Annotated in this window: 15 protein-coding genes; 8 read left to right on the top strand and 7 right to left on the bottom strand. The window is 60.3% G+C overall.

Features of this window, described 5'->3' with window-relative positions:
* The first annotated feature begins 115 nt into the window (after positions 1-115).
* Both ACR3FE_RS01680 and ACR3FE_RS01685 read left to right on the top strand, forming a co-directional pair.
* Positions 116-955: an alpha/beta fold hydrolase gene (locus ACR3FE_RS01680; RefSeq protein WP_458204909.1), complete on the top strand. Its 840-nt coding sequence runs from the start codon at positions 116-118 to the stop codon at positions 953-955.
* A gap of 90 nt (positions 956-1,045) precedes the next feature.
* Positions 1,046-1,441, top strand: coding sequence for a DUF7475 family protein (locus ACR3FE_RS01685; protein ID WP_458204911.1), 396 nt, complete (start codon positions 1,046-1,048; stop codon positions 1,439-1,441).
* A gap of 9 nt (positions 1,442-1,450) precedes the next feature.
* On the opposite strand, the gene ACR3FE_RS01690 is transcribed toward ACR3FE_RS01685, so the two are convergent.
* The 5 genes from ACR3FE_RS01690 to surE form a co-directional block, all read right to left on the bottom strand.
* Positions 1,451-2,131, bottom strand: coding sequence for a carbonic anhydrase (locus tag ACR3FE_RS01690; protein ID WP_458204912.1), 681 nt, complete (start codon positions 2,129-2,131; stop codon positions 1,451-1,453).
* 119 nt (positions 2,132-2,250) lie between these two features.
* A complete protein-coding gene (locus ACR3FE_RS01695; RefSeq protein ID WP_458204913.1) occupies positions 2,251-2,430 on the bottom strand; it encodes a DUF7576 family protein in 180 nt (59 codons plus the stop codon).
* 14 nt (positions 2,431-2,444) lie between these two features.
* Positions 2,445-2,690, bottom strand: coding sequence for a HalOD1 output domain-containing protein (locus ACR3FE_RS01700; RefSeq protein WP_458204914.1), 246 nt, complete (start codon positions 2,688-2,690; stop codon positions 2,445-2,447).
* A gap of 89 nt (positions 2,691-2,779) precedes the next feature.
* Positions 2,780-5,122, bottom strand: a complete 2,343-nt coding sequence (locus ACR3FE_RS01705) for a bacterio-opsin activator domain-containing protein (RefSeq protein WP_458204916.1) — start codon at positions 5,120-5,122, stop codon at positions 2,780-2,782.
* A 62-nt stretch (positions 5,123-5,184) separates the two neighbouring features.
* Complete coding sequence (gene surE / locus ACR3FE_RS01710) at positions 5,185-5,961, bottom strand: 5'/3'-nucleotidase SurE (protein WP_458204917.1); 777 nt, start codon at positions 5,959-5,961, stop codon at positions 5,185-5,187.
* 242 nt (positions 5,962-6,203) lie between these two features.
* Between surE and ACR3FE_RS01715 the strand changes: the two genes are divergently transcribed.
* Positions 6,204-6,422, top strand: a complete 219-nt coding sequence (locus ACR3FE_RS01715) for a hypothetical protein (protein ID WP_458204919.1) — start codon at positions 6,204-6,206, stop codon at positions 6,420-6,422.
* A 17-nt stretch (positions 6,423-6,439) separates the two neighbouring features.
* On the opposite strand, the gene ACR3FE_RS01720 is transcribed toward ACR3FE_RS01715, so the two are convergent.
* The gene (locus tag ACR3FE_RS01720) at positions 6,440-7,948 is read right to left on the bottom strand and encodes a small ribosomal subunit Rsm22 family protein (RefSeq protein WP_458204921.1); all 1,509 of its coding nucleotides are present in this window, start codon (positions 7,946-7,948) and stop codon (positions 6,440-6,442) included.
* Positions 7,945-8,706 carry a prephenate dehydrogenase/arogenate dehydrogenase family protein gene (locus tag ACR3FE_RS01725; protein ID WP_458204923.1) on the bottom strand — a complete coding sequence of 254 codons (762 nt, stop codon included), beginning with the start codon at positions 8,704-8,706 and terminating at the stop codon, positions 7,945-7,947. Before ACR3FE_RS01725 ends, ACR3FE_RS01720 begins: the two co-directional genes overlap by 4 nt.
* Before the next feature lie 259 nt (positions 8,707-8,965).
* Between ACR3FE_RS01725 and ACR3FE_RS01730 the strand changes: the two genes are divergently transcribed.
* The 5 genes from ACR3FE_RS01730 (at position 8,966) to ACR3FE_RS01750 (ending at position 14,598) form a co-directional block, all read left to right on the top strand.
* Positions 8,966-9,673 (top strand): SDR family oxidoreductase, encoded by a 708-nt coding sequence (locus ACR3FE_RS01730; protein WP_458204925.1) that lies wholly within the window; start codon positions 8,966-8,968, stop codon positions 9,671-9,673.
* A 213-nt stretch (positions 9,674-9,886) separates the two neighbouring features.
* Positions 9,887-11,191, top strand: coding sequence for a sodium-dependent transporter (locus ACR3FE_RS01735; protein ID WP_458204926.1), 1,305 nt, complete (start codon positions 9,887-9,889; stop codon positions 11,189-11,191).
* Positions 11,192-11,408: 217 nt separating this feature from the next.
* Positions 11,409-12,731 (top strand): sodium-dependent transporter, encoded by a 1,323-nt coding sequence (locus ACR3FE_RS01740; RefSeq protein ID WP_458204928.1) that lies wholly within the window; start codon positions 11,409-11,411, stop codon positions 12,729-12,731.
* Positions 12,732-12,800: 69 nt separating this feature from the next.
* Complete coding sequence (locus tag ACR3FE_RS01745; RefSeq protein WP_458204929.1) at positions 12,801-14,345, top strand: acyl-CoA carboxylase subunit beta; 1,545 nt, start codon at positions 12,801-12,803, stop codon at positions 14,343-14,345.
* Entirely contained in the window at positions 14,326-14,598 is a 273-nt protein-coding gene (locus tag ACR3FE_RS01750) for a DUF8022 family protein (RefSeq protein ID WP_458204931.1), read from the top strand. Before ACR3FE_RS01745 ends, ACR3FE_RS01750 begins: the two co-directional genes overlap by 20 nt.
* The last annotated feature ends 25 nt before the right edge of the window (positions 14,599-14,623 follow it).

The raw sequence follows: 14,623 nt of genomic DNA on the forward strand, positions 1-14,623 counted from the left end.
GCACGTCAACTCGGGTCAGTATCATCATCCAGCGAGTACTGATCGACGTTAATCTGCCGGTCGGGAGATAGCAGCGTCCGTGAGTTCATGGCGGTAGAACGCGTCTGGAGTTCATATGCCGACCGTTCGAACGAACGACATCGATACCTATTACGAACAGCGTGGTGACGGCCCGCCGCTGGTGTTCGTCCACGCTTCCATCCTCGACCATTCGATGTGGAACCAGCAAGTCGATGCGCTTAGCGAACACTACACGACGATCGTCTACGACCTCCGTGGTCATGGTCGAACCGGTGGCTCGACCGAGTCCGAGTATTCGATGAATCTCTACGCCGAGGATCTCCACGCGCTCATCACCGCGCTAGAACTCGACCGACCGATCCTCTGTGGACTCTCCATGGGCGGGACGGTCGCATTGACATACGCTGCGAGATTTCCCGACCGAATAGCTGGCCTGATACTCGCCGAGACGTTCACACCGGAAATTCTCACTCGTGGCGAATGGTTCCTCTTTCAGATAGTGTATCGAGCCATCGTCCCATCGGTTCGACTCGTCGGATACGAACGCATCGAGAAAGTCAACATGTGGCTGACGGAACGGTTCTTCAGCGGATCAAGCGGCGACTACGAGAACGTCGAACGACTCCGAGAAACCGGGCCGAAGATGACCACCGACGAGTTCGTCAAGGTGATCCGTTCGATGATGCGGTCTCACGAGATGCCCCTCGAACCCTCCGCAGTCACGGTTCCGACGCTCGTCCTGTACGGCGAGAACGAACTTCCGTTCATCAAGTGCCACGCAGCAGAGTTGGCGGCCCATATCTCCGATGTCGAGGTCGACGAGGTACCGGATGCTGGCCACGCTTCGAATCTCGATAACCCCGACTACTTCACTACCGCTGTCCGAACGTTCCTCGCACGATCGACGCGACCGGATGAACCGACTCCATCGTGAAGACGAAATTACTATACAGATGCTTGCCACTCCTTCTCATAGTATGAGAATGTGAGTGGTATTTATAATCTGGAGAATGGTATTGTCCATATGGCACAAGACAATACTGGATTCGTCAGGACAGAATCGATCCCCTCTATCGGATGGCTCACCGTCGCTCTCATCTTCGTTACAGGGATTCTACACATCTACGCTGGCATCGTGGAGGGACGCATCCCCCTTACGCTCGCGGGGGCGGGCTTCCTCGGAGCGATCGTCCTTTATTTAGCGGACTACCGCCGTCGCTTGCTGTACCTCGTGGGTATCTTCTACACGGCAGTCCAGATACCTCTCTGGTACGTGGCAAACGCTGGCGAGTTCACGACGCTCGGCTACGTCGACAAGGCAGTTCAGGTCGTCCTCGTCGTCCTTCTCATCTACCTCTACTGGAACGCCCGTGCCACGGATGACGCCAAAACCGACGTGTCGCGCACTGAGCCCATGTGAGGAGGATGCTCAGTACTCCCAGAGTCGTTCGATCCGCGAATCGATCTCCGGGTGGTCGCGTCGCAGAACCTCGACATCCGTTTCACCATCGACGTTGATGACGTGGACTTCCCCTCGACGCCCGGTGTACTCGTCCTGAAAGTCGTAGACGACGCCGACGATATCGACGTCGGACGGGATGTCGTCGCTCTCGACGAGGAACTCGACCTGCCGGTCGACGTTGTACTCGACGAGCCGATTGATGGCCTCAGTTCGGCTCACGTCCGAGGGGAGCGCATCGACGCCCGCTTCGAGGTGCGGTTTCAGCAGTCCGACGCAGTGCTCGATTCCTGGTGGTTCGGAGATTCCGCTCGTCAGGTCGTTGTACGTCGCCGTGACGGCGCCACAACCGGTGTGTCCGACGACGACGATGGTTTCAGTTCCCGTGTGTTCGACCGGGTAGAGGACGTCTCCCGAGACCACCTCGCCGGATTCGGTTCGCTGAACGACTCGGTTACCGATGTTGCCACACGTAAAGATCTGCCCTGGCTCGTCGTTTTCCCACATCTGGTCTTGCAAGACGCGAGAGTCCGAGCAACAGACGGTGACTACCGAGGGGTGTTGGGAGTTCTGTACGTCGTCGAATCGTGACTGGAACTCGCTTGCGTGGTTCGAATTGTTCTGCAGCAACTCGACGAATGTCGGGTTCATGGTCGTGCAAAAACGCTCGTCCGAATATATTCCTTCGGTCTGTCGTGATTCGCGGAAGAACGTGAATTCCTTCGGCCAGCGACCGGGGAAGGTGGATTCCCTAGGACGTATCCTGGATTTCAGTCCCGATACGTGCGAGTCCACTCGTCTTGACAGTCGGGGCGACAGAAGGGATACAGCCGAAGTGTCCCACTGGCATCGGTTTCAGCGATCACCGGATGCCACGCCGAGGGTTCGATGGCACCACCACAGGTCGTACAGACGTGTTCGTCACAGGATGGGGTATCGGAGCCTGGCATCCGATCGACCATCGCTACGTGTCGGAAACTTCCACCTGACCGTCGCTGTGGACACGTACCTCGAATCCATCCCACGTGAATTCGACGTATCCATCTACTGATCGTTGGTGGAAGAGTGAATCGAGTGCGTCTGGATCGATAACGTCGTACAGACACGACTCGAACGCCCCCAGGTCCTCGTAGCCAGCGGCCTCCATCACGGCATCGAGAACATCCACCGTCAAGTGGCCGTCTCCCCGGTCGTTTGTTCGTTTTTGCATCCCGATCTCCATATCCCTCGGAAGGGAATGACAGGGTAAGTCGCTTCTAGCTAGGATGAACGTACTGGAAAACGGGTGGGGCTATCTATCTAGATATCGCGTTCGTCGAGGAGTCCTCGCAATAATTTTCGCTCAGCGACCCGTAAATGATGCTGAAACGTCGGCTGGGAGATGTCGAGCGACTGTCCGATCTCCTCGCCAGTGCTCTTTCGTGGTGAGTCGAAGAATCCGCTGTAGTAAGCCGTCTCCAACACCTCTCTCTGGCGGTCGGTCAGGGTCTCGGCGAGCAGCGATTCGAAATCGTTGGTCGCCCACTGTCGTTCTCGTTTGCGACTGCTCCGCAGTTCCACCTCGGGAAACCGAGTCTTGAGCACCTCGACGAGCGTTCGAACGTCCGCATCTGCAGAGAGCCGAACGACGACGCGACCGGGGGGGTCGTCGACCACGAACGACTCTGGAACGGCACCGTGGTCGAGAAGCGTGGCAACGAAACTCGACTTCGTCAACGACGCCGAGAACAACGAGACCTCGTCTCGGTTGCTCACGTGTTCGATATCGACGACTTCGAGCGACCGAGCCGCGATTTCCTGCACCGTCTCGGGTGGGACGTCTCGAACGAGGAAGATCGATTTGAGCACACCGTCCGGTTTCGACACCACTCCAACGAACTCGACAGAACCCTCCGCTTCACGAGCGACATCCACGAACACGACTGCCGTGTCTGCAACGTCGAACTCCAGTTCGACCACCTCGCCACCCGCGAGTGCTTTCTTGCTCTCGACGGCGTTGATGGCGTACCCGACCGTCTGACTCACGTCTTCGAGAACGGAGCGTTCCAACGTGTCGAACGTCCCCACCTGTCCCGAGTAGATGGTAAGCACGCCGTAGACCGCATCTTCGTAGCGCAATGGGAGTGCACAGGCCGACCGATAGCCGCGTTTCAACGCTTCACGTCGCCACGTTTCGGATGGTGAATCACGAAGGATGTCCTGGACGACCTGCACTTGTCCCGTCTGAAGTGACACACTCGTCGGATCGCTGGTATCGTCCTCCATCTCGGGAGAGATAGCGTCGAGAAACCCCCGTTCGACGCCTGCCCACTCGCACGGAACGACGACCCGCGTCGCGGGGTCGTCGGTGCCGACCCACGCGAACCGATACGGCCCGCCACTCGTCAAACGCCGACAGACAGCCCGTTCGATCTCGTCGCGGGTTCTGGCCTCGACGAGTGCCCGGTCAATGCGTCGGATACCCTCGTTCAGTTCGTTGAGTCGTTCGAGCGCGTCGTTCTGTTTGCGGAGCGTCGTCTCCTGTTCTCGCAATATTCGTTCGCGTTCTGCACGTCCGAGTGCGGATTCTACCGCGGCGGCACAGAGTTCCGCGACGTCGAGCGTGGTGTCGTCTGCGACCGTCGTGACGAACACGCCGTGCGTTCCGAGTGGAAGGACGGCCATGTCGTCGGCGAACCGAGGGGTGTTCTCCGTGAACGACTCCCACACGATGGACTCGTCGACACCCAATCTGTCAGCAAATCCTTCGGTCGATGGTGTCTGGGCACGAACGAGGAGTTCTCCCGATGATTCGTCGTAGAGCGCGATGAGCGTCGTCGGAAGGTCGAGTACCTCCTCGGCCCCTTCGACCGCGAGGTCGCACACCTCGTCTGTGGTCTGCGCTTCCAGCAACACTCGCGTGAGATCCGATAACGCGGCGAAGATCTGCTCGTGTTGCTCTCGCTTCGTCACGTCTCTAGCTACACCGACGACGTGGTCGACAGCTTCCGAATCGTCGAATACTGGCTGATAGACGACTTCGAAGACCGTGTCGGCGACTTCGGTGGTCGCGCGGACGCGCTCACCGGAGAGCGCGCGCGTGCAGTCGGCGACGATTTCCGGAAAGTCTGCGTAACGGTCGAACACCGATTCGCCGACCACCTCACCGTCGTCGAGGTCGAGTGCTTCCAGACCGCGACCTTCCGAGAGGGTGAACACGCCATCGCCGTCGAAGACGAAGAGGACGAGCGGGACGTTCTTGATGGTGGTCAGATAGCGTTCGATCTGGAACTCGTGTTCCTTGCGCTCGGTCACGTTCAGATGCGTGACGACCACGTACGGTTCGGAATCGGTCGCCCGAACGGCACGCATCACGAACCAGCGCCGTTCGTCGGGTGAGTGACACGGATATTCCCACGTGAACTCCGACCGCTTTTCTTCGAACACGTCACGGAGACCAGCCGCCACGGCGCGTGCATCTGGGTCTTCCGCGTCGTCGCACACGTCGAGATAGTTGACGCCGATTGTCGTTGAAAGCCCGTTCTCTTGACCGAACTCTTCCCAGGCATGGTTCGTCGCTACGATGACTCCTCGTTCGTCGAGAACTGCGACGTTCATCGGCACTGCATCGAGTCCGTACTGTTCGATGTCAGTGTGACGCACTGCTGTCCCCCCATCCCCGACTCATCAGCGCGGGTTGGAATCGAGTGGATAAAACGGTAGCGCTAGTCGTGATACGTTTCCGCCAGTTCGTCCAGCGATTCGTAGTGTTCAGTGGTGTGTGGTGCGGTGAGCGGAGAGACGCTGACTTTCCCCTCGTACACAGCGCGGCGGTCGGTTCCTTTGGGGTCTGGGAGCGTCCCATCACCCATCTGCTCCCACGTTCGGTCGTGGAGCGTGACGACGCCGCCTTCGTTCGTCGCGTCCATATCGTACACGTGAGACGGTCGGGTCACCTCCATCGGCGCGGGTTCGTCGTCCGGCATCGGAGCGTTGACGTTCAGATAATCGGCCTGCTCGAAGACGTCAGCATCGGAGGCGTTCTCCACGAGATAGGTCGTCGCTCTCGCAGCCTCGTCGTACTCCTCTATCGTCGTGTCGTGGGGCCAGAGGTGGTTCGGGACGTGGAGCGAGACGGCGATGGCGGGCACGTCGAAGAACGCGGCTTCGACGGCGGCGCTGACGGTTCCGGAACGTCCGAGGACGTACGCGCCGAGGTTCGCACCGTTGTTACAGCCCGAGACGACGATGTCGGGATACGGCCCGAGTTCGGCGAGTCCGGCGACGACGCAGTCGGTCGGCGTTCCTGCGACGGCGTAGCCGAGTTCGTGCTCCGTTACCTCTGCCTCGTAGGACATCGCTCGCCCGACTGCACTCTGGTCGGTCGCGGGTGCGACGGTCGTGACGTTTCCGACCCCCTGTAGCGCATCGTACAGCGCGCGGATACCGGGACTGTCGATACCGTCGTCGTTCGTCAGGAGAATCTCTAGCGGGTCACTCATGCAGATGGGGTCGGAACGGGGGCGCAAAAGTGCTCCGTTCCTCGTATGAGTACCCGAGCGTCATCTTCCCCGATATCCTCGTCTGCCTGTCCAGGAACCCTCTTGCTCCGATGCGTCGATCCGTCTTGCATCCGTCTTGCATCCGTCTGACATTTTTACCAGGACAACTTACCTGTGTTGTAAATCAGGATTGTTAATTAACGTATCACATGGATTTATGCTTCGACGCCCACTTTGTCTAGATGGACATGGCGGAGGGAAACGTCATCGACGCTCGGACACTCGAACTCAACTACGAATACGCCCAGCGTAACGTAGACATACTGTCCATCTGGTTCGAGTGTGAGCCACGAAGAACAGTCGAACTGTTGGCAGAAAACGAGATTCCGTTATCACCGAACGACGCCGGGAAGTTCGGGAGGTACTACAAGTTCGTCCGCGAGTGCGCTGAGGCGAACTAACGGCAGATCAAAAGCAGCTAAAGGCGGTCGATCACCGTCTTTTCGTCCACAACGAGATTATACGCCTCCTCGTCCTCGTTCCAGAGCACGAGTACGTCTTCGAATGCGAGGAGGGCACCGTACTCCGTTTCACGGAGTGTGCGGTTCAGCATCGTCTCCTTCGTCATCACCGCGAAGTGTCCGACCTGTTCGCTTCCGTCTCCGATCTTGAACACGTCGTTTCCGCCCTCCGCCAGCGAGTGACTGAGCTTCACCGCGACGATATCTACCCGCTCCGTGACGTGGCGTTCCATCTCCGCCATCTTCGCCGACCGACTCGGGTCGGCGGTGAACTCGCGTTTCAGTTGGCCATCGGGGCGAAGGATGACGTGTGAAAACTGCACGTCTACGTTGACGAACTCGCCGTCAGCTACGTCTTTGTCATCGTTTCCACTCTTGCCATTTGCTTCGTCCCCACTCCCGCCATCCGTTTCGTCCACCCTCTTCCCAGCGTCCAACCGACGCTGGAACGCCGGAACGTCGAGATCCGGTTTCACGTCGAACGACCAGCCTCTATCGCTCGGTTGCTCGCCGGGCCAGAGCCGCAGGGTGGGCGAGTAGACGGTAGTTCGGTCGGCAACGCTGCGTTCGACCTCCCGTAGGCCGATGCTGGCGTTCTTGTCCGCTGGAGCGATAGCGATCATCGACCCGTCCGGTGCGAGGTAGTCCAGATACTTCCGGACGACTGCTTCGGGGTCTTCCAACTCGCTCAGGACGTTGGCGAACAATACGAGGTCGTACTCGGTGTGGGGTTCCCTCGACGAGTCCCGTGCCTCCTCGGAACCAAGCTCCGAGGCGTTCGGCTCGAACGCCTCCGCCGTCTCGCGGTGAACCGTCGAGTGGAAGTTCCCCCGCGTTTCTTCGAGCATCGCGGAGAGTACGTCCGCGGCGTCACCGGGTTCGACAGCGTGATACTCGACGAGGGCGTCTTCGGGCAGGAAATCGTGGAGACCGAGGGCGGGGCCGCCGACTCCGGCACCCACGTCCAGCACGCGGAGTTTTCGGGGGAGGAGACCTTGTGCTGCCAGTTCCGAGAGCACGTACTGGACGACTGCGTAGTAGTCCGGCAGGTGGTAAAGCGCGTAGCCGAGCGCGACCCGGTAATCGTACTCGACGGGATTCTGCGCGAAGTAGTCCTCCTTGAGTCGGCGGATGGTCTCACGCAGTTCGTCACCTGACTCGCCATCGGGCCACCCCACGCCGAACTCCTCGACGAGCAGGTTTTCGAGTTTGCGACTGTAGACATCTGGGAAAGATTCGACGCCGCGGAAATCCGGCGATACCGGCTCTTCGGAGATGGGTTCGAAGGTGCCGTCGTCGCGTTCGACCAGGTCGAGATCGAGCGCTTCCTCGCGGAGCACCTGCCGGACGACCGCCGGATGCGGTTGGCCTTCGACGTAGTCGGCGATCTCGTCCGGGTCGATCGGGCGCACGTCGCGGAGGTACTTCGCGTTCGATCGTACCTGTTCGCGCTGGTCTGCGTTCATTCGTTTTCACCTCGCTTTTCGTTCGTCCTACGATATTCGCTCGCCTCTCGATACAGTCGCTCGAATTCGGTCGGGTCGGCATCCGCGAGTCGCCGGGCTGCAGTTGCCACACCTTCAGCACCGTCGAAGGTGGCCTGAATGTCGGCATAGACGCGAGGGTCACCGTCGGTGACCTGCTCCGCGAGCGCGACGAGGTCGTCGTACACGGGCGTCTGGAGCCCCTCCGGGACCGGGGCCGCCGTGAGTGCGAACGCGAGGACGGCAGCGTGCGTCCCCGCTTGCACGGTCGCCATCGCGTCGTCGTGTTCGTCGGGCGTCGTCTCGACCAGCGTGTTGCTTCGGGATTCGAGGTCGGCGAGCAGGTCGTCGGTGATTGGCCCGGATTCGTCGGCGACGACGGCCACGTTGCCCGGTGCGTTGTCGGGGCCGAACAGCGGATGAAGGCTCATTCGCTCGCGGTCGGGTGCGTGCTCGGCCATCGCTCCCACTGCGTCGGCCATCACGCCGCTCACGTCCAGCAGTGCGTGCTCTGCGTTCGGTGCGTGTTCCGCGATGGCCTCCTCGATCGCTGGAATCGGCACGGCGAGACAGACCGCGTCGAAGGATTCCTCCGTGTCCAGCGCGACCGCTCGCCCGCCCACCGTCTCGGCGGCATCCGCGGCGACCGCCGGGTCCGCGTCGGCGAACGCGAGGTCGCAGTCGATCGACTCGCCGAACCAGCGACCCATCGCGCCCGCTCCCACGACGAGTACGTTCATTGGATTCCGATTGGTGGGGTTGGCTGAAAAGGAGTTCGTTTGGCTGGGTCGACGGGTGCGTGTCTCGTCTTCCGGCACCGGCTCTATCTTATCTGTGTGAGACCACTCTCATGCCTTCATCGAGTAGTGCCCGCAATTACGTCGTCCCAGAGAGCCCTCGTGGTCTTTCGATAATCCGTCACTGCGGTAACTCATCCGCCAGCAAAATAGAGAAAGTAGCCACCTCGTTTTTATCCGTCCCGAGACCGACACCAGAAGCATGAACGCGACGTTCGATTTCAGCGACGATGTTGCACTCGTCACGGGTGCGAGCGGCGCACTCGGAAGCGCGGTCTGTGCCGCCTTCGACGACGCAGGAGCGACGGTTTGTGCGACGGACGTGGTCGAACCGAGTGACGACGACGCCCTCCTCGACGGTGACCGAGTGGACTTCTATCGGGGAGATTTTACGGACGAGTCCGATGTCGAGTCGGTCGTCTCCGAGGCCGTCGCCGACCACGGCAGGATCGACTCCCTCGCAAACATCGCGGGGACGTGGAAAGGTGGCTCTCCCATCGAGGAGACGGACGTAGAGACCTTCGACCTCCTCTTCGACGTGAACCTGAAGACGATGTTCCTCGCGTCGAAATACGCCATCCCGCACCTCCGCGACCGCGACGGGGCGATCGTCAGCGTCAGTGCCCGGTCGTCACTCGAAGGTGGGTCGGGGGATGGCCCCTACCGCGCGTCGAAGGCGGGCGTTCGTCTGCTCACCGAGACCATCGCCGAGGAGAACAGGGGCGACGTCCGGGCGAACGCGATCATGCCCAGCGTCATCGACACGCCAGCGAACCGGGAGATGATGCCCGACGCAGATCACGACTCGTGGGTCGAGCCAGCGGCCATCGCCGAAGTCGTCCTGTTCCTCTGCAGTGACGCCGCAAGTGTGACGAGTGGGGCGGCGGTACCGGTGTACGGCGAGGTTTGATTACCGGCAAAAGATGACTGATACCAGGGAGTAAACTCTCCGAAAACTGTCGTCGAGCAGTTCGATAATTGTTGACACTATTTTGAAGATTGCAGACGGTGGCCCCAATATTGCATTTTTCGACTAATTTTTGCCAATCAATATAAAAAAATATGGCCGATTAATATACATCGCACCGTTTATAACTCATAGTTAAGAATGGCACGCACAAGCATGTCACAACGAGAGACCTGGACATCAAGAGTAGGGTTTATCCTTGCTGCAGTCGGGAGTGCAGTCGGACTGGGCAACATCTGGCGATTTCCGTACATGGCGGGAGAGAACGGTGGTGCAGCGTTCCTCTTCGTCTACCTGATCGCGGCAGTCGTGATCGGGCTTCCGGCCATGCTCGCGGAGTTCGTCGTCGGACGGAAAACGAAGAAGAACATCGTCGATGCGTTCCGGAACCTCGGCGGGCCTGTCGCAGGAATCATCGGCGTCCTCGGACTGTTCACTGGCTTCTGGATCCTGTCGTACTACAGCGTCGTCGGTGGCTGGGTCATCCAGTACGTCATCGGGAGCCTGAACGGGGCGTACTTCGGCGGTTCGGAGGCCTACTTCGGCCAGATCGCGTCCGGAACCGGCGCGATACTGTTCCACGGCCTCTTCATGCTGCTGGTCATCGGTATCGTCGCCCTCGGCGTCGAGAAAGGTATCGAAGTCGGCACTAAAGTCATGGTTCCATCCATCGCCATCCTCATGGTCGGACTGGCTGTGTGGGCGTTCACCCTCGACGGTGCTGCCGCCGGATACGAGTACTTCCTCAATCCGGACTTCAGCGTCATCGCCAACAACTACCAGACGGTCATCCCGGACGCCGTCGGACAGGCGCTATTCTCGCTCTCGCTCGGGATGGGGGCGATGATAACCTACGCCTCCTATCTGGACGGCGACGACAACCTCGTCGGCGACGGTCTCAGTATCGTCGTCCTGAACACCTTCATTGGTGTGCTCGCGGGATTCGTCGTCTTCCCGCTCCTGTTCGCGCAGAACATCGAACCAGGTGAGGCCGGTGCAGGTGCGATCTTCATCACACTCGCACAGGCATTCTCGAAGCTACCTGGTGGAAGGATCATCGGAACCATATTCTTCGTGATCCTCCTCATCGCAGCACTCTCGTCCGCCATCAGTCTCCTCGAAGTCGTCGTCTCGTACTTCGTGGACAACTACGACGTGAGCCGACCAATCCTCACCGTCGGTATCGGGACGCTGGTGTTCCTCCTCGGGATCCCGTCCGCACTCGACTCCGCCACGCTCGGTCAGTTCGACACCATCGCGTCGAACGTCCTACTTCCCCTGGGCGTCGTCCTCACCGTCACCTTCGTCGGCTGGGTGTACGGGAAGGGTGCGGTCAGCGAACTCCGACGCGGTCTCGGAACCGCAACCAACCTCGGCCCGATCTGGCTCTGGCACGTCCGTGTGGTCGTCTTCGTCGCCGTCATCGGCACGCTCGCGCTGAGCCTGATGACGTTCTTCTGAAACCACATCGAACAGAACCACGGTGGTTCATTTTTTGCCGTACCGATAGATTTCCTCGCTAGTCCTATCTAGCTGTAAAATCGTAACCGACCGGGTTTATTCAGTCCCAGTATATTACTTAAAACTGCAACGGCAAAGCCGACCAATCGTAATTTTAGCAGTTTGATGGTTTACGACTCGAAACTCTCATAACTCTCCGCCGGACGAGTGCATAGCAATGGCACGCGAATCCTGGACGAGTCGACTGGGCTTCATCCTCGCAGCGGTCGGAAGCGCGGTCGGACTCGGCAACGTCTGGCGCTTCCCGTGGATGACCGCCGAATACGGCGGCAGCGCCTTTCTCGTCGTCTATCTGATTCTCGTCTTGCTCGTCGGCGTCCCCGGACTCCTCGCGGAGTTCGTCATCGGGCGACGTTCGAACCGAAATCCCGCAGGTGCACTCGCGCGCCTCGCGCCGGGCACCAAATCGTGGGGCTTCGTCGGTCTGTTCGGCGTCCTGACCGCACTCGTCTTGCTGTCGTTCTACAGCGTCGTCGGCGGCTGGATCGTCCGGTACTTCGCTGCGAGTTTCACCGGGTCGTACTTCGGTCAGCCCGGCGCGTACTTCGATGCTATCAGTTTCGGGTCGCAAGCCGCCGCCTTTCACGTCGCCTTCCTCACCCTGACTGCGATCGTCGTCCTCGGTGGCGTCCGGGGCGGTATCGAGAAGGCGACGAAGGTGATGATGCCCCTCATCATCGTCCTGCTCGCGGTGCTCGCTGGCTGGGCCGTCTCGCAGTCCGGCGCAGATGCAGGGTTGTCGTTCTTCCTCGATTTCGACCCCGAACCGCTCCGGCAGGATCCTGTCGGGATGCTCCGCGCCGCCGCCGGACAGGCACTCTTCACCCTCTCGCTCGGCGTCGGGACGATGATAACCTACGCCTCGTACCTCGGGGAGGACAACAGCCTCGCGTTCGACGGAAGCATCATCGCCGTCCTTAACACCGGTGTCGGCGTCCTCGCAGGACTCGTCGTCTTTCCGCTCCTGTTCGCCCAGTTGGGTGGCCTCGACGAAACCGCATCTGCTGGCGGGCCGGGCGCGCTGTTCGTGAGCGTCGCCGGGGCATTCCAGCAGGTACCCTACGGTGAGGTGGTTGCAGTCGGCTTCTTCGGCGCGATCCTCTTCGCCGCACTGTCGAGTTCCATCAGCATGCTCGAGATCCCCGTCGCGTATCTCGTGGACGAACAGGACATTTCCCGACGGAACGCGACGCTGGGACTCGCTGGACTGGTTTTGGTCACCGGAACCTTCTGTGCGTTCAATCCCGAACTGTTCGATTTCGTCGCCGGGACGCTGGTCGATCTGATGCTCACCGCCGGACTCGCTGGCTTCCTCGTCTTCACCGGATGGATACTGGGAGGTGATGCGCTCGCCGAGTACGGCTCTGGCGCAGGCCGAGTCGCGCACTTGCTCGGGATGCCGTGGCTCTGGAGCGTGCGGACGGTACTCCCACTGTTTCTGGTTGCAACCCTCGCGCTCAACATCTACTCGCTGTTGTAGTACGGAACTCTTTTCCGGTCAGTCGTCCTGCAAACGCGCAATGAGTATCCGGAGGGTTCGACCGTGACGATGGACGAACGGATCGACGAACTGCGAGAGAAACGCCGCGAAGCCCAGAAAGGCGGCGGCGAAGAGCGTATCGAGAAACAACACGAGAAGGGGAAGATGACAGCGCGCGAGCGCGTCGAATACTTCCTCGACGACGACACGTTCAACGAGTTCGACCAGCTACGCACCCACCGAAGCCACAACTTCGGGATGGAAGAGAAACAGGTCTACGGCGACGGTGTCGTGACAGGATACGGAGATGTGAACGGGCGCAAAGTGTTCGTCTTCGCGCACGACTTCACCGTCTTCGGTGGCTCGCTCGGCGAGGTGTTCGCCGAGAAAGTGACGAAAGTGATGGATCGCGCGATGGAGGTCGGTGCGCCCATCATCGGGCTGAACGACTCGGCAGGGGCGCGGATTCAGGAGGGTGTAGCCTCTCTCGCAGGCTACGCCGACATCTTCCATCGCAACCAGCAGGCATCCGGTGTCGTTCCCCAGATATCGGCGATCATGGGGCCGTGTGCGGGAGGTGCGGTCTACTCGCCCGCCATCACGGACTTCATCTTCATGGTGAAAGACACGAGCCACATGTTCATCACCGGCCCGGACGTGATCGAGACGGTTACGGGCGAAGAAGTCACGTTCGAGGAACTCGGTGGCGCGAAAGCCCACACCTCGGAGAGCGGGGTCGCACACTTCGCAGCAGACAGCGAAGAGGACGCACTAGACGATATCCGCCGACTGCTCTCGTATCTCCCGCAGAACAACGTCGAAGACCCGCCGCGCGTCGAACCGTGGGACGACCCGGAGCGTCGAGACGAGGAACTCGAATCGGTCGTTCCCGACCAGCCACGCAAACCGTACGATATCACACAGGTCATCGGGGGCGTCGTGGACGAAGATTCGTTCTTCGAGGTGCAGGAGGGCTACGCCAAGAACCTCGTCGTCGGCTTCGCTCGCCTCGACGGGCGCTCTATCGGTATCGTCGCTAACCAACCGCGAGTCAACGCCGGAACGCTCGACATCGAATCGTCGGAGAAAGGTTCGCGGTTCGTTCGCTTCTGTGACTCGTTCAACATCCCCATCCTCACCTTCGTCGACGTGCCCGGTTTCATGCCCGGCACCGACCAAGAACACGGCGGCATCATCCGTCACGGTGCGAAACTGCTCTACGCCTTCTCGGAAGCGACGGTGCCGCTCCTGACCGTCATCACCCGGAAAGCCTACGGCGGGGCCTACGACGTGATGGCCTCGAAGCACATCGGCGCGGACGTGAACTACGCGTGGCCCACCTCCGAGATCGCGGTGATGGGACCACAGGGGGCGGTGAACGTCCTCTACAGTTCAGAACTCGCGGAGGCGGACGACCCGGAAACGCGCCGGGACGAACTCATCGACGAGTACCGCGAGCAGTTCGCCAACCCCTACACCGCCGCCGACAGAGGCTTCGTTGACGACGTAATCGAACCGAAGGACACCCGACCGCGACTCATCGACGACCTGGAGATGCTGATGAGCAAGCGCAAATCCCAACCCGAGAAGAAACATGGCAACATCCCACTCTGAAGGGTTCGCAGACGTGAACCTCTCGATTCCGCCGAACGCCTCGGAGGAAGAGGCCGCCGCGATAGCCGCCGCTATCAACGCCCACCTCAGAGCCCAGGAGCTGGCCGCCGCAGAAGACGAAGCCGAGACGTGGCACGGCAAACGCTGGCAGTTCGCTGGTCGCGCCGCACAGTTGCAGAACCGAGACGTTCGCGTACCGACCGACGCGCCGACCGACCCGTGGGCTGCGGCGGGACGAACGACGCGATACTGATTCGAATATCGCAATATCGAGTTGG

It is taken from the genome of Haladaptatus rarus (assembly GCF_054177585.1).